The following is a 19848-nucleotide window of genomic DNA, read 5'->3' on the forward strand; positions in this document are numbered from 1 at the left end:
CATTGTCTGGTGGTTACGGCGAAGAGGTCACACCCGTTCCCATCCCGAACACGGAAGTTAAGCTTTTCAGCGCCGATGGTAGTAGGGGGCTTCCCCCTGTGAGAGTAGGTCGTCGCCGGGCAATGTACATATTTTAAAACACTAAACGAGATGATGTTTGGTGTTTTATTTTTTTAAGAGCTAATTCTTTGCAATTGGGCTCTTTTTTTTAGTATAATTAAAGTCAAAAATAGTCAAAGTCAGTGTAGTGAAAGGAGTGCATCCTTATGAAGAATATATCGGATATTATTGAGGCTTATTTGAAGCAGGTTCTGGAGGCTAGTGAGGCTGTTGAGATTAAGCGAAGCGAGATGGCGGATCAGTTTCAGTGTGTGCCGTCCCAGATTAATTATGTGATTAATACGCGCTTTACGATGGAACGTGGATACTTGGTTGAGAGTAAGCGTGGCGGTGGCGGCTATATTAGGATTATTAAGGTCAAGATGAATGATAAATTGCAGTTGTTGGATGCCATTATTGTGATGGTGCATGAGAAGAAGGTGTCGCAGAATTTTGCGGAAGATGTTTTGCTCAGATTGCTTGAGGAAGAGGTCGTTTCGAAACGGGAGGCGCGCTTGATGCTGGCGGCGATGGATCGGAATGTGATTGCCTTGCCTTTACCTGAGCGTGATATTATTCGAAGTCGGATGCTTGAGGCGATGCTTGAGGCGTTGAAATACGAGTAGGAGGCGTTTTATGATTTGTCAGAGTTGCGGTGAAAATGAGGCGAATATTGAAATTAGGCATGAGTTTAATGGCCAGACTTTCTCGGTATTTTTGTGTAAGGGGTGTGCGGAGGCGCAGAGTATGGCTTATATGGAGGAACAGGTTGCTGAGAATAGTGTGGACTTTTTGAGTTTGTTGCAGAGGACGCCGGAAAAAGATGTGGAGATGCTGGAGTGTGAGTATTGTGGGATGTCTTTGCAGGCGGTGATGGATTCATCTAAATTGGGTTGTGAGCATTGTTATGATAAGTTTGCTGATAATGTGATGCAGATGGTGGAGCGGGCTCAGAATGGAAATAAGGGGCACGTTGGAAAGGTTCCGCTGGCTGAGAAGGAAGTTTTGGCGGTGGAGGAGCAGTTGCGAGTATTGCAGGACCGGATTGTGCTTTTGGTGGCTGAGGAGGCTTTTGAGGAGGCGGCGGTTGTTCGGGATCAGATTAGGGCTTTGAAAGAGGATGGAGCTGGTTTGGATGAGGAATGAGAATTTGTTTGAACCTGTGCTTAGTTCTTGGTTGATGAAGGATGGGCCGGAGAGTGATGTTGTGATTAGTTCGCGGGTGAGATTGGCTCGGAACTTTAAGGACTGGAACTTTTCTGGTGCGGGATTGGAGTTGCTAGAGCGGGTTCATGAGGTGTTTGGTGATGATGAGTTTCCGCTTCTTGAGATGGGGGATTTGTCGTTATTGCAACGCGGGATGTTGGTGGAACGGCACTTGATTAGTCCTGAGATGATGCGCCGGCATGAGTTTGGTGCGGTGATGATTAGCGGGGATGAAAAGGCGAGTGTGATGTTTAATGAGGAGGATCATATTCGGATTCAATGTTTGGCGCCGGGCTTGCAGTTGGAGCAGGTGTTAGATGAGGCTTTTAAGTTGGATGATGCGTTTGAGAGGAAGATGCCGTATGCTTTTGATAAGCGGTTGGGGTATTTGACGACGTGTGTGACGAATGTTGGGACGGGTCTTAGGGCTTCTGTGATGGTACATTTGCCGGGATTGGTTGCAACAAAACAGTTACAAAAAACGATAGAAGCGATTAGAAGGTACGGTTTTGTGGTAAGAGGAATGTATGGGGAGGGAAGTCGGCCTGCGAGCAATATTTTTCAAATCTCAAATCAGGTGACATTGGGGAAGACGGAGCTTGAGATTGTGCAGGATTTGTCGGATGTGATGGAGCAGGTAATTATGCAGGAGCGGGTTTGCCGAACCAAATTGAAACAAAAATTCCATATTGTGATGGAGGACAGAATTTTCAGAGCGTATGGGATGTTGAAACATAGTCGGATATTGGCGCAGAAAGAGGCTGCGGACGCTATTTCTGATTTGCGGCTGGGTGTGCAGATGGGATATGTTGAGCATATACCTAGTCAAAAGGTCAATGAACTGATATTATTTTCGCAACCAGCTTTTTTACGAAAGTTTGCGCAGCGGGATATGAATGAATTGGAAGAAAAAGTGATTCGGGCTGCGGCTATCCGAGAAATTTTGGATACATACTAGCTACGAAAATTGGAGGAGGAAACTACCATGATGTTTGGGAGATTTACACAGAGAGCTCAAAAGGTATTGGCTTTGTCACAGGAAGAGGCTATGAGATTGAAGCATAGCAATTTGGGAACGGAACATATTTTGTTGGGATTGGTTCGTGAGGGTGAGGGTATCGCTGCGAAGGCGTTATATGAGCTTGGAATTAGTTCGGACAAGGTGCAAAAGGAAGTAGAGACTTTGATCGGTGAGGGTGAAACTGCTGTTCAAACGATTCAATATACGCCACGTGCGAAAAAAGTAATTGAGTTATCGATGGATGAGGCGCGTAAGCTTGGCCATACGTATGTTGGGACGGAGCATATCTTGCTTGGCCTGATTCGTGAGGGTGAGGGAATTGCGGCTCGTGTGCTTGGAAATCTTGGTGTGAGCTTGAATAAGGCGCGTCAGCAGGTATTACAATTGCTTGGTGGCGGGGACGGGGCGGCTTCTGGTCGTTCGACGAATACACAAGCGACGCCGACTTTGGATAGCTTGGCGAGGGACTTGACGGTGATTGCGCGGGAAGAGAATTTGGACCCTGTGATTGGGCGTTCGAAGGAGATTCAACGTGTGATTGAGGTGCTTAGTCGCCGGACGAAGAATAATCCGGTTTTGATTGGGGAGCCTGGTGTTGGTAAAACGGCGATTGCGGAAGGTTTGGCGCAACAAATTGTGCATAATGAGGTGCCGGAAACGTTGCGTGGAAAACGTGTGATGACGCTCGATATGGGGACGGTTGTTGCTGGAACGAAATACCGTGGTGAATTTGAGGATCGCTTGAAAAAAGTGATGGATGAGATTCGCCAAGCTGGGAATGTTATTTTGTTTATTGATGAATTGCATACATTGATTGGTGCTGGTGGCGCGGAAGGTGCGATTGACGCGTCTAACATTTTGAAACCTTCGCTTGCTCGTGGTGAGTTGCAATGTATTGGTGCGACAACGCTTGATGAGTACCGGAAGTATATTGAAAAGGATGCTGCGCTTGAAAGACGTTTCCAACCGATTCGTGTGGAGGAGCCAACTGTGGATGAGTCGATTCAAATTTTGCGTGGGCTTCGGGATCGTTATGAGGCGCATCACCGGGTTGCGATTACGGATGCTGCGGTTGAGGCTGCGGTTAGATTGTCGGATCGGTATATTTCGGATCGGTTCTTGCCGGATAAAGCGATTGACGTGATTGATGAGGCGGGTTCGAAGGTACGTTTGAAGGCTTATACGACGCCTGCAAATGTGAAGGAAATGGAATCGAACTTGGCGGAATTGAAGAAAGAGAAGGATGCGGCGGTTCAAGGTCAAGAGTTTGAGAAGGCGGCTTCATTGCGTGATAAGGAACAGCGCTTAAGACGTGAGTTGACGGAGAAGAAGAAGGACTGGCATGCGAAACAAGGTCAGGATAATAGTGAAGTGACGGAAGAGATTGTTGCTGAGGTTGTGGCGAGTTGGACGGGGATTCCGGTTACGAAACTGGGTGAGACCGAGACGGATAAATTGCTGAATATGGAGTCGCTTCTTCATAAGCGTGTGATTGGACAAGAGGAAGCTGTTAAGGCGGTTTCTCTGGCTGTAAGACGTGCGCGTGCGGGACTTAAGGATCCGAAGCGTCCGATTGGCTCGTTTATCTTCTTGGGACCTACTGGTGTTGGTAAAACGGAATTGGCGCGTGCGGTTGCTGAATCGATGTTTGGTGACGAGGAAGCGATGATTCGGATTGACATGTCTGAGTATATGGAGAAATTCTCGACGGCGCGTCTTGTGGGGGCTCCTCCAGGCTATGTTGGTTATGAAGAGGGCGGCCAGTTGACGGAGAAAATTCGCCAAAAACCTTATTCGGTTTTACTTTTAGATGAGATTGAAAAAGCGCATCCGGATGTGTTTAATATGTTGCTGCAAGTGCTAGATGACGGGCGTTTGACGGATTCTAAAGGTCGCGTTGTTGATTTCCGAAATACGGTTATTATTATGACGTCGAATATCGGTGCGCAAGAGTTGAAGGATGATAAATCGGTTGGCTTCAACGTTTCTGATATGACGAAGGATCATAAGGCGATGCAACACCGGATGCTTCAAGAGTTGAAAAAGGCGTTCCGTCCTGAGTTTATTAACCGGATTGATGAATCGATTGTTTTCCATTCGCTAAATGAGAAGGAATTGAAAGAAATCGTGACGTTGCTTACGGAACAGTTGACGAAGCGTCTTGGCGAACGTAATATACATGTGACTTTGACGGAGAGTGCGAAGGCTAAAATTGCGAAGGATGGTTATGATCCGGAGTATGGTGCGCGTCCGCTGAAACGGGCGATCCAGAAAAATGTGGAGGATCGTTTGTCGGAAGAGTTGTTGCGTGGAACGGTTAAGGTTGGCGATACGGTCGTTATTGGGACTAAAGCTGGCGAATTAACGGTTACGGTGAAGGAGAAGAAGAAAGCTCCTGCAGCTAAGAAGAAAACGACGACAACGAAGGAAAAAACGAAGGCGAAACCTAAAGCGAAGACGGCTAAGCCTGCTAAATCGGAGTAATTGAAATTTTGAAAAGTGATTAGAATATAACTTGAAGTAAGGTGAAATCTTTTGATTATCCTATGGTTAGGCTGAGAATTTTGCTTTACGCAAATCGAGCGAAAGCGTTTGTATTCAGAAAGCTTGGTGGAAGCCGGAAGCGGAGTGTACGATTGTACATGAGAACCGGAAGTCCGCCAAGCTTTTTGAATGCGAGCGCTTGTCGCCGGTTTATTCGGGGTATGCTCTAGTCTTTTTGCTTGTGTTGGAGTGGGGTTTAAGGTTTATACTGAATGGTATGATATAACTTTTTAGGAGGAGAGTATAGATGGAATATATGAAATTTGGGAATACGGGTATGGATGTTTCGCGGATTTGTTTGGGTGCGATGGGATTTGGAAATCCGGAAAAATGGGTGCATAAGTGGGTTTTAGATGATGAGGGTAGTCGTCCAGTAATTAAGAAAGCGCTTGATTTAGGGATTAATTTTTTTGATACGGCGAATATTTATTCTTTGGGCGAGAGTGAGCGGGTTCTTGGAAAGGCTTTGAAGGATTATGCGAAGCGGGATGATATTGTGCTGGCAACGAAGGTTCACGGGGATATGCGTCCTGGGCAACCAAATAGTGGTGGGCTTTCGCGCAAGGCGATTTTGACGGAGATTGATCATAGTTTGGAGCGGTTGGGGACGGATTATGTGGATTTGTATATTATTCATCGTTGGGATTATGATACGCCGATTGAGGAGACGATGGAGGCGCTGCATGATGTGGTGAAGTCTGGGAAGGTGCGGTATATTGGGGCGAGTGCGATGTATGCGTGGCAATTCCAGAAGGCGCAGCGTGTGGCGGAGCGTAATGGTTGGACGAAATTCGTTTCGATGCAGAATCATTATAATATGATTTATCGGGAGGAGGAGCGTGAGATGGTGCCGTTTTGTCGGGATGAAAAAATTGCATTGACGCCGTATAGTCCGCTTGCTTCTGGTCGTTTGACGCGTGATTGGTCGGAAACGAGTCTGCGTTCGGAGACGGATCAGGTGCAACATTCAAAATATGATGGCATGATGGAGGCGGATCGCGTGATTGTGGAGCGGTTGGCGGAGGTTGCGGTGAATCATGGTGTGACGCGTGATAAGATTGCGCTTGCTTGGTTGTTGAATAAGGATCAAGTGGTGTCGCCGATTATTGGGGCGCAGAAGGAGAGTCATTTGGAGAGTGCGGTTGCAGCGCTTGATGTGGAGTTGACGCTTGCTGAGATGCGTTATTTGGAAGAATTGTATGTACCGCATCCTGTAGTTGGGCTGATTCCAGACCCGAAAAGTGTTTTGTAATCTTTCCTTAATTTAATTATAGCATGAAAAAAAGTAATAATATAGACTGTTTATTCCTAAAAATTACTGCTAGAATGAAGCGTATAGTAATGGCGAGGAGAGATGTGTGATGGGTGATTTGGTTCTCGGTTTTCAGGAGATAGAGGATACGCAGCTATTTTTGGTTGGTGGAAAAGGGTTGAATCTGAGTAAGTTAGCAAAAATGGAAGGGATACGTGTGCCGAAGGGTTTTTGTGTGACGACGGTGGGATATCAACGGGTTATCGAGCAGAATGATGGGTATCAGGCTTTGCTTAAGCGGCTGGATTTTTTAGGCGTGGAGGATCGGGACCAGGTTACTGAGATCAGTGAGCAGATTCGGGAGTTAATTATGGGGTTGGAGATTCCTTGTGATTTGGTGCAGGCTGTGACGGATTACATTTCTAAATTTGGTGCGGAACATGCGTATGCGGTTCGTTCTAGTGCGACGGCGGAGGATTTGCCTTCTGCTTCTTTTGCGGGACAGCAGGATACGTATTTGAATGTTGTTGGTGTGGACGCGATTTTGCGACATATTAGTAGGTGTTGGGCGTCTTTATTTACGGAGCGTGCGGTGATTTATCGGATGCAAAATGGGTTTGATCATCGTCAGGTTTATTTGTCGGTGGTTGTTCAAAGAATGGTTTTTCCTGAGGCTTCGGGGATTTTGTTTACGGCGGATCCGATTACGTCTAACCGAAAAGTGCTTTCTATTGATGCGAGTTTTGGCTTGGGTGAGGCGCTTGTTTCTGGGTTGGTGTCGGCGGATTCTTATCGGGTGCGAGATGGTGAAGTTGTTGAGAAGGTGATCGCGACGAAGAAACTGGCGATTTATGGGCTGGAGTCTGGCGGGACCAAAACGCAGGGAGTTGATGTGGCGCAGCAACGGATGCAGACGTTGACGGAGGCGCAAATTTTGGAATTGGCGCGGATTGGACGGCTGGTTGAGGCTTATTTTGGACGGCCGCAGGATATAGAGTGGTGTTTGGTCGATGGCGCATTTTATATTGTGCAGAGTCGTGCGATTACGACGCTTTATCCGATTCCAGAGGCGGGAGATCAGGGGAATCATGTGTACATGTCTGTTGGGCATCAGCAAATGATGACGGATGCGATGAAGCCGCTGGGTTCGGATTTTTATTTGATGACGACGCCGGCGCCGATGCGTGTTGCTGGTGGGCGACTGTTTGTTGATATTTCGGGGATGTTGGGGACTTCGGCTGGGCGCGATAATTTAGTGAATAATTTGGGTCAGTCGGATCCTTTGATGAAAGATGCATTTGAGACGATTATAGCGCGTGATTTTATTGAGGCTGTGCCGGGCGATGAGCGTGCGCCTAGTGTGGATGCTACGCCTTCTGATGTGTTTGAGGCGCGGGTTGAAAATGACCCGGAGATTCCTGCGGCGTTGATGCGGGATAGCCAGACCTCGATTGCGGAGTCGGCGCGTGAAATGGAGACGAAATCTGGATTGGATGTCTTTGATTTTATTGTGGCGGATTTTCAGATTTTGAAAAAGTATTTGATGGATCCGCGGAGCAGTGCGGTTTTTATGACGGCGATGGATGCTTCGGCTTGGCTGAATGAAAAAATGGAAGCGTGGCTAGGTGAGAAGAATGTTGCGGATATGATTTCTCAGTCGGTGCCGAACAATATTACTTCGGAAATGGGATTGGAATTGTTGGATGTTGCGGACCTGATTCGGCCTTATCCGGAGATTATTGCGTATTTGCGAGATGTGACGGAGGATGATTTTTTGTCTGAGTTGGGTCGGTTTGATGGCGGGAAAGAAGCTGTGGCAGGGATTCAGGATTATCTTCGCAAGTATGGGATGCGTTGTGCGGGTGAGATTGATGTGACGAAAGTGCGTTGGATGGAGAAACCGGCGACTTTGATTCCGATGATTTTGAGTAATATTAAGAATTTCGAGGCTGGCGCGAGTGCGGAGAAGTTTGAGCAAGGTCGACGCGAGGCTTTGGGGAAAGAGCAGGAAGTTTTAGAGCGGTTGCGGTCTTTGGTTGATGGTGATCGGAAGGCGGATGAAACGGAGCGTGTGATTGGGCTGATTCGGAATTTTATCGGTTACCGCGAGTATCCGAAATATGCGATGATTAATCGTTACTTTATTTATAAGCAGGGGTTGATGCGCGAGGCACAGAAGTTAGTGGAATTGGGCGTTCTTCGGGAAAAAGAGGATGCGTTTTATCTGCATTTTGAGGAGTTTCGTGATGTGGTTGCGACGGGGAACGTGGATTATCAGGTTATTGAGGAGCGGAAGGATGCGCATGCGTTGTATGAAAAATTGACGCCGCCGCGGATTATTACGTCGGATGGGGAGATTATTTCGGGTAGTTATACGCGTGAGGATATTCCGGATGAGGCGATTGTTGGCTTGCCTGTTTCAGCGGGAACAGTTGAGGGGCGCGCGCGGGTTATTTTGGATATGGCGGATGCGGATTTGGAGGCTGGCGATATTTTGGTGACGGCTTTCACGGATCCGAGTTGGACGCCGCTTTTTGTATCGATAAAGGGCTTGGTGACGGAAGTTGGCGGAGTGATGACGCATGGTGCGGTGATTGCGCGTGAGTATGGATTGCCGGCGGTTGTTGGTGTGGAAGGGGCTACGAAGCTGATTCGAGATGGGCAACGGATTCGTGTTCATGGAACGGAAGGTTATATAGAAATTTTGTGAAAATTGGAGGGCGTGATTGCCTTCTTTTTTTGCGTGAAAAAGGGAGAATCAGGCTTGAAAACGGAATTTTGATGTTGGGTGATTTTTGTGGTGGGAAGTGTGGTAAAATAGGGACAGATATGAAAATTGGAAGGTGATTTTTAGCATGGCGAAAGCGAAGCGTAGTGTGAAATTTATGTGTCAGGAATGTGGATATGAGTCGCCGAAATGGATGGGGAAATGCCCGAATTGTGGGGCGTGGAATCAGATGGTGGAGATGCTTGAGCCGACGAAAAAGGGGCGGTCATCGTTTACGCATACGGATGAAGCGGCTGCGGCTGTGCCGATTACGAAAATTACGAGCGATAATGAGCCGCGTTTTTTGACGCAGATGCCGGAGCTTAATCGGGTACTTGGCGGCGGGGTTGTGCAGGGCTCGATGGTGCTTGTCGGTGGAGATCCGGGAATCGGGAAATCGACGTTGTTGTTGCAGGTTTCGGCGCAACTGACGACGACGGGGAAACGGGTGCTTTATATTTCTGGTGAGGAATCGGTGAAACAGACGAAGTTGCGGGCGGAACGGTTGCTTGTGACGGGGGACAATTTGTATGTGTATGCGGAGACGAACTTGGAGGCGATTCAGCAGACGATTCAGCATGTGAAGCCGGATTTCGTGATTATTGATTCGATTCAGACGGTGTATCATCCGGATGTGACGAGTGCGGCGGGAAGTGTGTCACAGGTTCGGGAATGTACGGCGGAGTTGATGCGGATCGCGAAGGGCGGCAATATCGCGGTATTTATCGTGGGGCATGTGACGAAGGAAGGCGCGATTGCTGGGCCTCGGATGCTCGAACATATGGTGGATACGGTGCTTTATTTTGAAGGGGAGCGCCATCATGCGTACCGAATTTTGCGGGCTGTGAAGAACCGGTTTGGATCAACGAATGAGATCGGGATTTTTGAAATGCGCGATATTGGGTTAGTGGAAGTCGCGAATCCGTCGGAGGTTTTCTTGGAGGAACGGCTGGACGGGGCTTCGGGCTCGACGGTGGTTGTTTCAATGGAAGGAACGCGGCCGATTTTGGTGGAGATTCAGGCTTTGATTTCGCCAACGATGTTCGGGAATGCGAAACGGATGGCGACGGGTATGGATCACAATAAGGTGTCGCTGATTATGGCGGTGCTTGAGAAGCGGGTCGGATTGTTGTTGCAGAATCAGGATGCTTATTTGAAGGCGGCTGGTGGTGTGAAACTGGATGAGCCGGCGATTGATTTGGCGGTCGCGGTGAGTATTGCGTCGAGTTATAATGATAAACCTACGAAAAGTACGGACTGTTTTATCGGTGAGATTGGTTTGACTGGTGAAATTAGACGGGTTTCGCGGATTGAACAGCGTGTGCAAGAGGCTGCGAAATTGGGCTTTAAACGAATTTTCATTCCGGCGAATAATCAAGGGGAGTGGAAGATTCCGAAAGATGTTAGTATTATTGGGGTGACGACGCTTGGTGATGCGCTGAGTAAGGCGTTGCCGAAGTGATTTTGATGTGGGGCTGTTATTTATTTGAAACAGCCCCGTTTTAATTGCGGTATGGGCTTTTAATAGTGTAGAATGAAGAGGTATGAACATAATTAAAAAGATGGGAAAGGAGGAGAGATAATGCTGAAATGGGTAATTAGAATTTGTTTTATGATTATTGGCGGTACGATTGGCGTGATTAGTTTGCCTGAACTTTGGGAAGCTGTTGGTGTAGCTGATATTTTTGTCATTAATAATCCTTATACAGACGCTTTGGTTGGTGCACTTATATTTTATCTTATTACTTTTTGGGCGGTGAAGTATGTTGTTGCTGCTCTGAACTGGTTGGAAAACGGGCTTACGAGCACTTCTAACACAGTGATTATTTATGGCGGTCTGGGGCTTATGATTGGTTTGGTGCTTGCTTTTTTTGCGGGAAATGCATTAACGCAGACAAAAATTCCACTTTTGAATTCGGTTGTGCCGATAATTCTGACGCTGGTGCTTGGTTATTTGGGCTTCCGTGTTGGGATTAGTAGGCGTGCGGATTGGGGCAACTTTTTTGCGAATCGTGGTGTGAAGAAGAAGACTCCTGAAGAAGTGAAGGATGAGGCTACGGCGGCGCGTGAGTATAAGATTTTGGATACGAGTGTGATTATCGATGGTCGGATTGCGGATATTTTGGCAACGGGTTTCCTTGATGGTACGATTGTGATTCCGTTGTTTGTTTTGGCGGAGTTGCAGCATATTGCGGATTCGTCGGATACCTTGAAGCGGACGCGTGGTCGTCGTGGTTTGGATATTTTGAACCGACTGCAAAAAGAGGAATCAATCAAGGTCGAGATGTATGAGGGTGATTTTGAGGAGATTTCGGAAGTCGATAGCAAGCTTGTGAAACTGGCAAAAGTGATGCAAGGAAAAGTCGTGACGAATGATTATAATCTGAATAAGGTTTGTGAGTTTCAGAATGTCGCGGTTTTAAATATTAATGACTTGGCGAATGCGGTGAAACCTGTCGTGTTGCCGGGTGAAAAGATGACGGTTCTCGTTGTGAAGGATGGTAAGGAGCACAATCAAGGTGTGGCTTATTTGGACGATGGCACGATGATTGTTGTTGAGGATGGTCGCAAGTTTATTAATGATACGATTCAGGTGGAGGTAACGAGTGTGTTGCAGACTTCTGCTGGTCGGATGATTTTTGCAAAACCGGCTTAATTTGGACTTTAGGAGTAATGCTTGATGGAATATGAATTGATTCTTTTGGCCGCGGGTCAGGGGAAACGGATGGAATTGGGACGGAATAAAATGTGGCTGGAACTTTCGGGGCATGTTTTGTTTTTGCATACGATTCGGACGTTTTTAGAGGATGATGCTTGTTGTCGGATTGTGGTTGTGGTCAAGGAAGATGAGTTTGCGTATGTGCAGGCGATGATTGATGAGCTTCATGTGGAAAAGGAGATTTTGATTGTGATGGGAGGCTCGGAGCGACAGTATAGTGTGGCGAAGGGGCTCGCGGAATGTGGTCAAATGGCGGACGTTGTGTTGGTGCATGACGGGGCGCGGCCTTTTGTGGATCAGGCGATGATTGACCGGTTGTTGGCGGATGTCATGTTGCACGGCGCGACGATTTGTGGGATGCCTGTGAAGGATACGATGAAACGGGTGCGCAATGGCATGGTGGAAGAGACGATTGATCGCTCGGTGTTGTGGCAAGTGCAGACACCGCAGGCTTTTCGGACGGAGATTTTGAAGCGGGCACACAAAGTTGCGCACGAGGCGGATTTTCTTGGGACGGATGAGGCGAGTCTTGTGGAACGGCTTGGTGTGACGGTTCATATGGTCGAGGGCAGTTACAATAATATCAAGGTGACGACGCCTGAGGATGTTGCTTTTGCGGAAGCGATTTTGCAGGAGAAATGGAGGAATCGGGTATGATTCGAGTGGGGCAAGGCTATGATGTGCACCAGTTAGTGGAAGGCCGCAAGTTGATTATTGGCGGGATTGAGATTCCGTATGAGAAAGGTTTGCTTGGGCACAGTGACGCGGACGTGTTGTTGCATACGGTGACGGACGCGGTGATTGGTGCTGTCGGTAAACGTGATATTGGTCATTTTTTCCCGGATACGGATATGGCTTATAAGGATGCGGATTCGGCGGAATTGTTGCGTGTTGTTTGGGCGGAGATTGAGGCGGATGGCTATAAGTTGGGCAATATTGATTGTACGATTATAGCGGAGAAGCCGAAGATGGCGCCTTATGTGGATGCGATGAAAGTTCGGATTGCGGAGCTTTTGCACGCGACACCAGAACAGGTGAATGTGAAGGCGACGACATCGGAAAAATTAGGATTTACAGGTCGTGGCGAGGGTATTGCAAGCCTTGCTGTTGTACTTTTAGAAAAATAAAGGAGTGGTAAATATGAGTGGAGCTAAAAAAGTGCGTGTTCGTTATGCGCCAAGTCCGACGGGGCATTTGCATATTGGGAATGCGCGTACGGCGTTATTTAATTATTTGTTTGCAAGACATAATGATGGGGATTTCGTGATTCGCATTGAGGATACGGATTTAAAAAGAAACATCGAGAACGGGGAGTCGAGCCAGCTTGAGAATTTGGCGTGGCTTGGTATGGACTGGGATGAAGGCGTGGATAAGGGTGGTAAGTATGGTCCGTATCGCCAAAGTGAACGTCAAGATTTATACAACCCGCTGATTGAGCAAATTGTGGCGGAAGGCAAGGCGTATAAGTGTTATTGTACGGCTGAGGAGCTGGAAGCGGAGCGCGAGGAGCAAAAAGCGAACAGCATGATGCCTCGTTATAGCGGGAAATGTCGTCATTTAACGAATGAACAGCGCGCGGAGAAAGAGGCGCAAGGTCTTGAGCCAAGTATTCGTTATGCGGTACAACCGGGCAAGACGTATACATTTAATGATATGGTAAAAGGCGATGTATCGTTTGAATCAGACGGTATTGGTGACTTTGTTATCGTGAAAAAAGACGGAATTCCGACGTATAATTTTGCAGTAGCGATTGATGATTATTTGATGGAAATGACGCATGTGTTGCGTGGTGACGATCATATTTCGAATACGCCGAAGCAGTTGATGATTTATGAAGCGTTTGGTTGGGAGCCGCCTGTATTTGGACATATGACGCTGATTGTGAATGAAAGCAAGCGTAAGTTGAGTAAGCGTGATGAGTCGATTATTCAGTTTATTGAGCAGTATAAAGATTTAGGCTATTTACCAGATGCGTTGTTTAACTTTGTGGCGATGCTTGGTTGGTCACCGGAGGGCGAAGAGGAGATTTTCTCGAAAGACGAGTTTATCAAAATTTTCGATCCGAAGCGGTTGTCGAAATCGCCGGCGTTGTTTGATACGCATAAGTTGACGTGGGTGAATAACCAATATGTGAAGAAATTAGATTTGGATCAAGTGGTGAATTTGAGTTTACCGCATTTAGTGAAGGCGGGCGTTGTTTCGGCTACGGCTGACGCGGATGAGCTGGCTTGGGTTCGTAAGCTTGTGGCGCTTTATCACGAGCAAATGAGTTATGGCGCGGAAATCGTGGAACTTTCGGCGATGTTCTTTACGGATGACGTGACGTTTGACGCGGAAGAGAAGGAAGTTCTTGCAGGAGAACAGGTTCCTGAGGTTCTAGCGGCGTTTAAGGAAGAGATGGCGACAATTGAGCCGTTTGCTGCGGATGAAGTGAAGGCCGCGATTAAACGTGTGCAAAAAGCGACAGGCGCGAAAGGTAAGGGTTTGTTTATGCCAATTCGTATTGCTGTTACTGGCGAGATGCACGGTCCGGAATTACCGCAATCAATTGAAGTTTTAGGACGCGAAAAAGTCGTGAACCGTTTAGAAAATCGTTTGAAGGAAGCTAAATAGTATTTTTGAGAGAGGCTTATCCATTTTTGTGGGTAGGTCTTTTTTCGATGAATTGGTTGGGAATGTTGTATAATAGGAATATTCAGAAGGATAGAAAATCAGCGTTGGGGGTAGGAAGGTGACGGAGAAGGTATTGCAGTTTAGGTATGCGGTGGAGGAAGATGTGCCGCTTGTTTTGGCGTTTATTAGGGAATTGGCGGAATATGAGGAGATGCTGGATCAGGTAGTGGCTACGGAAGAGTTGCTGCGGGAATGGCTTTTTGAAAAGGCGAAGGCAGAGGTTATTATTGGGGAATATGATGGGGAAGCGGTTGGGTTTACGCTGTTTTTCCACAATTTTTCGACATTTCTTGGACGAGCAGGGATTTACTTGGAGGACTTGTATGTGCGGCCGACTGTGCGTGGCAAGGGATTTGGGAAGGCGTTTTTGAAGCGGTTGGCGGAGATTGCGGTGGAGCGTGGGTGTGGCCGTTTGGAATGGTGGTGCCTGGATTGGAATCAGTCGAGCATTGATTTTTACATGGCGATGGGCGCGGAGCCAATGGAGGACTGGACGGTGTATCGGATTGCTGGGGATACGCTTGCGGATTTGGCTCGGTGAATAATGAAAGGCGAGCTTAAATAGAGAGATTTTTTATAACGCAATTTTTCGGTAAAATTGCGTTATTTATGTTGGTGTTATATAATTGCTTTGTAGGTTAATGTGAGGGGCGAGTGGCGTGGTTTTAAAAGGATTGTCGCTATTACCAGTGAAAGTTACTAAAAGTGAAGCCTTGAAAATATTTGAGTTATTGAGTGTTGTGAATAATAAAATAGGTAAAATAGATAGCGATATAAAGAATTCTGTCGTTAATAAGTCATTGATTCAATCATTGTCATTGAAGGAATCTGTTCAATCTACTAGAATTGAGGGAACGCAGGTTACGTTTACTGAAATGGTGGAGGAAATGAATGATAAAAATCCACGTTGGGAAATTATTGAGGTGGATAATTATAAACAAGCGCTTCGTGAAGGGGCAGAGCAGATACGAAATGGATATCCTATTAGTACGCGATTATTGAAGGATTTACATACGATTTTGATGCTGGGGGCTCGTGGTTCTGAGCAATCGCGTGGTGAATATCGTAAAATCCAAAATTTTATTGGCCCTTCGACGAAAATAGAGGATGCTGTATATTTACCGATTGGTGCGAATGAGATTGGGGATTACATGGCTAACTTAGAGCATTTTATTAACGGGGAACATCATTTTTCTTATGATAAGCGTTTGGATGAGGATATGTATTTATTCGATGAAATGGCACCGCCGCTAGTTAAAACGGCAATTGTGCACGCGCAATTTGAATCGATACATCCATTTTTAGATGGGAATGGTCGGCTTGGGAGAATATTAATTATGCTTAGTATGTTAAATGAGAACCTTACGACAGAGCCCATTTTTTTGGTGAGTGAAGAGCTTGAAAAGGAAAAAGCGAGATATTACGATATGCTCAATGAGGTTAGTGGAGATACTCCATACTGGTATAATTGGTTGATGTTTTTCTTGCAGGCTTGTAATCGAATGGCGGAGAGTTTGATTGTGAAAATTAAGGATTCGAAAGAACTTGCTATTCGGGGCTTGGCTTTATGTGAAACGAATTCGGAGCGGAAAGTTTGGTTAGGCACTTTTTCAGATCCATTTACAACCGTGAAAAAGAGTGCTGAGGCTAATTGGATTTCGCCGAATACGGCTCGAACTGCGCTGAATAGCTTGGCGGCGAAAGGGTTGCTGTATAGCGATAATCAGACGAAGCGCAATAAGCGGTATCGGAATTATGATTTAATGCGGATTTTGGATAATTGAGGCTGTTAGCTGAGTTAGAACCGGTAGAGAGGAAAGCTATTTTTAAAAGTAATTTTTGATGACGGTGGGCGTGCTTGTGTGGTATAATGGCTCTTAATAAGTTAAAATGTTGATGAGAAGAAGTAGGAAATATGGCGGCTTAATAGAGAGAGCTACGAAGGCTGGAAGTGGCTTAGCGCGCGTATTCTGAAATGCATCTCTGAATCTTTGTGGGAAAATTGCAGTATCACAAAGCGGTGACTAACCGTTATTTAGATGAGATAGGTTTAGAGTATAAATTCTTAATGTGAAACATGAGTGGCACGCCCGACTTCTTTAAAAGGAAGGGAGCGCCGGCTGGTGTTTTCACGCGAATCGAGCGAAAGCGTTTGAAGTCAGTCTACTTTTTGAAAGCCGGAAGCGCAGCGTAGAAGCACCGGAAGTTCGAAAAGTTGGCTGAATGCGAACGCTTGCCGCCGATTACTAAGAATGGACCGCTAAACCTGATCCAGAGTGGAACCACGCGAGGCGTCTCTGTAGAGGGGTCTTTTTTTGCGTTTTAATTCGGAGTAGATAAGGGGGGATTACAATGGCTAGTCGCATGAAAGAGGATATGAGGTCGGTGTTGGAGAATGATCCGGCGGCGCGTGGGTATGTGGATGCGTTTTTGAATTATCCGGGGTTGCACGCGATTTGGTGGCACCGGTTTGCGAACTTTTTTTACAGGCACGGGATGGTTGTTTTTTCGAAGTGGTTGTCGCAGGTTGCACGTTTTTTGACGAATGTGGAGATTCATCCAGGGGCAACGATTGGACGGCGCTTATTTATCGATCATGGGGCTGGGATTGTAATCGGTGAAACGGCGGAGATTGGTGATGATGTGGTACTTTTCCATGGGGTGACGCTCGGTGGAACGGGGAAACATAAGGGTAAACGCCATCCTACGGTGAAAAATGGGGCGCTGATTTCGGCGGGTGCGAAAATTCTTGGGCCAATCACGATTTGTGAGAATGCTAAAGTTGGTGCTGGTGCGGTGGTTATCAAGGATGTACCGCTGGGCGCAACGGTTGTTGGTGTTCCTGCAAAAGTGGTGCGCTTGAATGGACGTGTGACGCAGCATACGGAGCCGCAAGTTGCGGAGCTCAAGCGCAGGCTTTCTGAAATAGAAGTGGAATTGGAAAAATTGAAAAATAATACACAAAAAGGAGAAGATGAACAATGACTTTGCAAATTTTTAATACATTGTCTCGTGAGAAGGAGGCATTCACTCCACTGGAAGATGGGAAGGTCAAGATGTATGTTTGTGGGCCGACTGTTTATAATTATATTCATATTGGTAATGCGCGGCCGATTATTGTGTTTGATACGGTGCGTCGTTATTTGACGTATCGCGGTTTTGATGTAAATTTTGTGTCGAATTTTACGGATGTGGATGATAAGTTGATTCGCGCGGCGCATGAGTTGGAGCTTACGGTGCCTGAGGTTGCGGAGCGTTTTATCGGGGCTTATTTTGAGGATGTGCATCAGTTGAATGTCCGGGATGCGAATGTGCACCCGCGAGTGACGCAGGATATGGATGATATTATTGCGTTTATTGATGCGCTGATTGAGAAGGATTATGCGTATGAATCGGCGGGCGATGTGTATTTCCGTACGAAGCGGTTTAAGGAGTATGGCAAATTGTCGCAGCAACCTTTGGATGAATTGCAGCATGGGATTCGTGTGGAGGCGAATGATCGCAAGGAGGAGCAGCTTGATTTTACGTTGTGGAAGGCGGCTAAACCGGGCGAGATTTCGTGGGAAAGTCCTTGGGGAGCGGGGCGTCCAGGCTGGCATATTGAATGTTCGGCGATGGCTCGTAAATATCTTGGGGACACGATTGATATTCATGCGGGCGGGCAAGATTTGATTTTCCCACATCATGAGGATGAGATTGCGCAGTCGGAGGCGCTTACGGGCAAGCCGTTTGCGAACTATTGGATGCATAATGGTTATATGAATATTGATGGGGAAAAAATGTCGAAGTCGCTGGGGAATTTTATTACGTTGCATGAGGTTCTAGAAAAGCATAATGCGAATGTAGTGCGGTTTTTCATGTTGTCTGTGCATTATCGCCGACCGATTTCTTATAGTGAGGCGTTGCTTTTGGATGCCGAAAATGGATTGGATCGGTTGCGGACGGCGTATCAAAATGTGGATCATCGGATTCAGGTGGCGGAAGAGGATTATGCTGGGACGCCGGAAGAGGATGATTGGCTGGAGCAATTGACGGAGTTGATGCATCAGTTCGAGGACGAGATGGATGATGATTTTAATACGGCGAACGCAATATCGGTCTTTTTCGAATTGGCAAAACGGGCGAATATTTATTTGACGAATGAGCGGATTTCGATTACGGTTTTGCGTGAGTTTTTAGGGATGATGACGTTGTTCGCGGATGTGCTTGGGTTTAAGTTAGATGTGGACGCGGCGGATCATAGTTTGACGGACGAAGAGGTTGAAGATTTGATTGAGGAGCGAATTCAGGCGCGTAATGAGCGTGATTTTGCGAGATCGGATGAGATTCGTGATATGTTGAAGGATAAGCAGATTATTTTGGAAGATACGGCTCAAGGTACGCGCTGGAAAAGGGGTTAATGGATGGCGATTGTGAAGGATTATAAACAGCTAAATGGTCTGGCGCTTGCTTATATGGGTGACTCGGTGTACGAACGTCATATTCGTGAGTTGCTGCTGGCGGAGGGTAAAACCAAGCCGAATCAGCTGCACAAAACGGCGACGCAATATGTTTCGGCGAAAGCGCAGGCTTATATTTTGCAGGCGATGTATGCGGATGGCTTTTTGACGGAGGAAGAGGACCGGATTGCCAAGCGCGGCCGGAATGCGAAGTCTCATAGTGTGCCAAAAAATACGGATTTACAGACATATAGTTTGTCATCGGCTTTTGAAGCGGTGATTGGTTATTTATATTTGGGTGGCGAATCGGAGCGCTTGAACGAGTGGTTGGATTTGGCGACAGAAATTATTAAAGCAAAATAAGGAGGCAATGGCAAAATGGAGCAAGATCAAGAGTGGATTGCTGGGCGAAATCCAGTGAGTGAAGTATTGAAATCAGAACGTGATATCCATAAAATTCTCATCGCGGAAGGTTCGCAAAAGGGAAGTATGCAACAGATTATTGGCGCGGCGAAGGAACGCAAAATTCAAGTGCAAATCGTGCCGAAATCGAAAATCGATAAATTAGTGGAGGGTTCGCATCAAGGTGTAGCGGCACAAGTGGCGGCATATCAGTATGCGGAATTAGATGATCTTTTTGCGAAGGCGGAAGGTCGCGCGGAAATGCCATTTTTCATGATTTTAGATGAATTGGAGGATCCGCATAACCTGGGATCTATTATGCGTACGGCGGATGCGGTTGGGGCGCACGGAATTATTATCCCGAAACGACGTGCGGTTGGCCTGACACAAACGGTTGCGAAGGCTTCGACGGGTGCAATCGAGCATATTCCGGTAGTGCGTGTGACGAATATTACCCGTACAATGGAAGAGTTGCAGAAGCGCGGTTTGTGGATTTTTGGTACGGATGCGAGTGGAAGTAGTGATTACCGGACGATGGACGCGAATATGCCGCTTGCTTTAGTGATTGGTAGTGAGGGCTTTGGAATGAGCCGGCTTGTTCGCGAGAAATGTGACTTTCTTGTCCATTTACCAATGCGTGGTGCGGTAACTTCGCTAAATGCATCGGTCGCGGCGAGCGTATTGATGTACGAGATTTATCGCAAACGTCTACCGCTTGGTGAATAA

At 46.8% G+C, this 19848-nt stretch carries 17 protein-coding genes and 1 rRNA gene; all 18 read left to right on the forward strand.

Going from position 1 to position 19848, the window contains the following annotated elements:
* The first annotated feature begins 5 nt into the window (after positions 1–5).
* The 18 genes from rrf to rlmB all read left to right on the forward strand — a co-directional run bounded on the left by rrf (position 6) and on the right by rlmB (position 19848).
* Positions 6–121, forward strand: a 5S ribosomal RNA gene (gene rrf, locus HPK16_RS15010).
* Positions 122–266: 145 nt separating this feature from the next.
* Positions 267–725 (forward strand): CtsR family transcriptional regulator, encoded by a 459-nt coding sequence (locus tag HPK16_RS15015; RefSeq protein ID WP_036094421.1) that lies wholly within the window; start codon positions 267–269, stop codon positions 723–725.
* A gap of 10 nt (positions 726–735) precedes the next feature.
* Positions 736–1245 (forward strand): UvrB/UvrC motif-containing protein, encoded by a 510-nt coding sequence (locus tag HPK16_RS15020; protein WP_181677728.1) that lies wholly within the window; start codon positions 736–738, stop codon positions 1243–1245.
* The gene (locus tag HPK16_RS15025; protein WP_181677729.1) at positions 1235–2263 is read left to right on the forward strand and encodes a protein arginine kinase; all 1029 of its coding nucleotides are present in this window, start codon (positions 1235–1237) and stop codon (positions 2261–2263) included. The genes HPK16_RS15020 and HPK16_RS15025 overlap by 11 nt, the downstream gene beginning before the upstream one ends.
* A gap of 27 nt (positions 2264–2290) precedes the next feature.
* Positions 2291–4810 (forward strand): ATP-dependent Clp protease ATP-binding subunit, encoded by a 2520-nt coding sequence (locus HPK16_RS15030; RefSeq protein WP_181677730.1) that lies wholly within the window; start codon positions 2291–2293, stop codon positions 4808–4810.
* 307 nt (positions 4811–5117) lie between these two features.
* Positions 5118–6122: an aldo/keto reductase gene (locus tag HPK16_RS15035; protein WP_181677731.1), complete on the forward strand. Its 1005-nt coding sequence runs from the start codon at positions 5118–5120 to the stop codon at positions 6120–6122.
* Between the two features lie 109 nt (positions 6123–6231).
* A complete protein-coding gene (gene ppsA / locus HPK16_RS15040; protein WP_181677732.1) occupies positions 6232–8832 on the forward strand; it encodes a phosphoenolpyruvate synthase in 2601 nt (866 codons plus the stop codon).
* Positions 8833–8977: 145 nt separating this feature from the next.
* Positions 8978–10351 (forward strand): DNA repair protein RadA, encoded by a 1374-nt coding sequence (gene radA, locus HPK16_RS15045; RefSeq protein WP_181677733.1) that lies wholly within the window; start codon positions 8978–8980, stop codon positions 10349–10351.
* Between the two features lie 120 nt (positions 10352–10471).
* Positions 10472–11545 (forward strand): PIN/TRAM domain-containing protein, encoded by a 1074-nt coding sequence (locus tag HPK16_RS15050; RefSeq protein WP_181677734.1) that lies wholly within the window; start codon positions 10472–10474, stop codon positions 11543–11545.
* A 24-nt stretch (positions 11546–11569) separates the two neighbouring features.
* Entirely contained in the window at positions 11570–12265 is a 696-nt protein-coding gene (ispD, locus tag HPK16_RS15055; protein WP_181677735.1) for a 2-C-methyl-D-erythritol 4-phosphate cytidylyltransferase, read from the forward strand.
* Complete coding sequence (gene ispF, locus HPK16_RS15060) at positions 12262–12735, forward strand: 2-C-methyl-D-erythritol 2,4-cyclodiphosphate synthase (RefSeq protein ID WP_036060199.1); 474 nt, start codon at positions 12262–12264, stop codon at positions 12733–12735. Before ispD ends, ispF begins: the two co-directional genes overlap by 4 nt.
* A 13-nt stretch (positions 12736–12748) precedes the next feature.
* Positions 12749–14221: a glutamate--tRNA ligase gene (gene gltX / locus HPK16_RS15065; protein ID WP_181677736.1), complete on the forward strand. Its 1473-nt coding sequence runs from the start codon at positions 12749–12751 to the stop codon at positions 14219–14221.
* Positions 14222–14339: 118 nt separating this feature from the next.
* Positions 14340–14822 carry a GNAT family N-acetyltransferase gene (locus HPK16_RS15070; protein ID WP_343064821.1) on the forward strand — a complete coding sequence of 161 codons (483 nt, stop codon included), beginning with the start codon at positions 14340–14342 and terminating at the stop codon, positions 14820–14822.
* 118 nt (positions 14823–14940) lie between these two features.
* Entirely contained in the window at positions 14941–16065 is a 1125-nt protein-coding gene (locus HPK16_RS15075) for a Fic family protein (RefSeq protein ID WP_181677737.1), read from the forward strand.
* Between the two features lie 568 nt (positions 16066–16633).
* Positions 16634–17266 (forward strand): serine O-acetyltransferase, encoded by a 633-nt coding sequence (gene cysE, locus HPK16_RS15080; RefSeq protein ID WP_181677738.1) that lies wholly within the window; start codon positions 16634–16636, stop codon positions 17264–17266.
* Positions 17263–18681: a cysteine--tRNA ligase gene (gene cysS, locus HPK16_RS15085; RefSeq protein WP_181677739.1), complete on the forward strand. Its 1419-nt coding sequence runs from the start codon at positions 17263–17265 to the stop codon at positions 18679–18681. Before cysE ends, cysS begins: the two co-directional genes overlap by 4 nt.
* A 3-nt stretch (positions 18682–18684) precedes the next feature.
* Positions 18685–19083: a Mini-ribonuclease 3 gene (locus HPK16_RS15090; protein ID WP_181677740.1), complete on the forward strand. Its 399-nt coding sequence runs from the start codon at positions 18685–18687 to the stop codon at positions 19081–19083.
* Positions 19084–19098: 15 nt separating this feature from the next.
* Positions 19099–19848, forward strand: a complete 750-nt coding sequence (gene rlmB, locus HPK16_RS15095; RefSeq protein ID WP_181677741.1) for a 23S rRNA (guanosine(2251)-2'-O)-methyltransferase RlmB — start codon at positions 19099–19101, stop codon at positions 19846–19848.

Origin of the sequence: Paenilisteria rustica, assembly GCF_013820765.1 — a bacterium.
Lineage (GTDB): Bacteria > Bacillota > Bacilli > Lactobacillales > Listeriaceae > Listeria_A > Listeria_A rustica.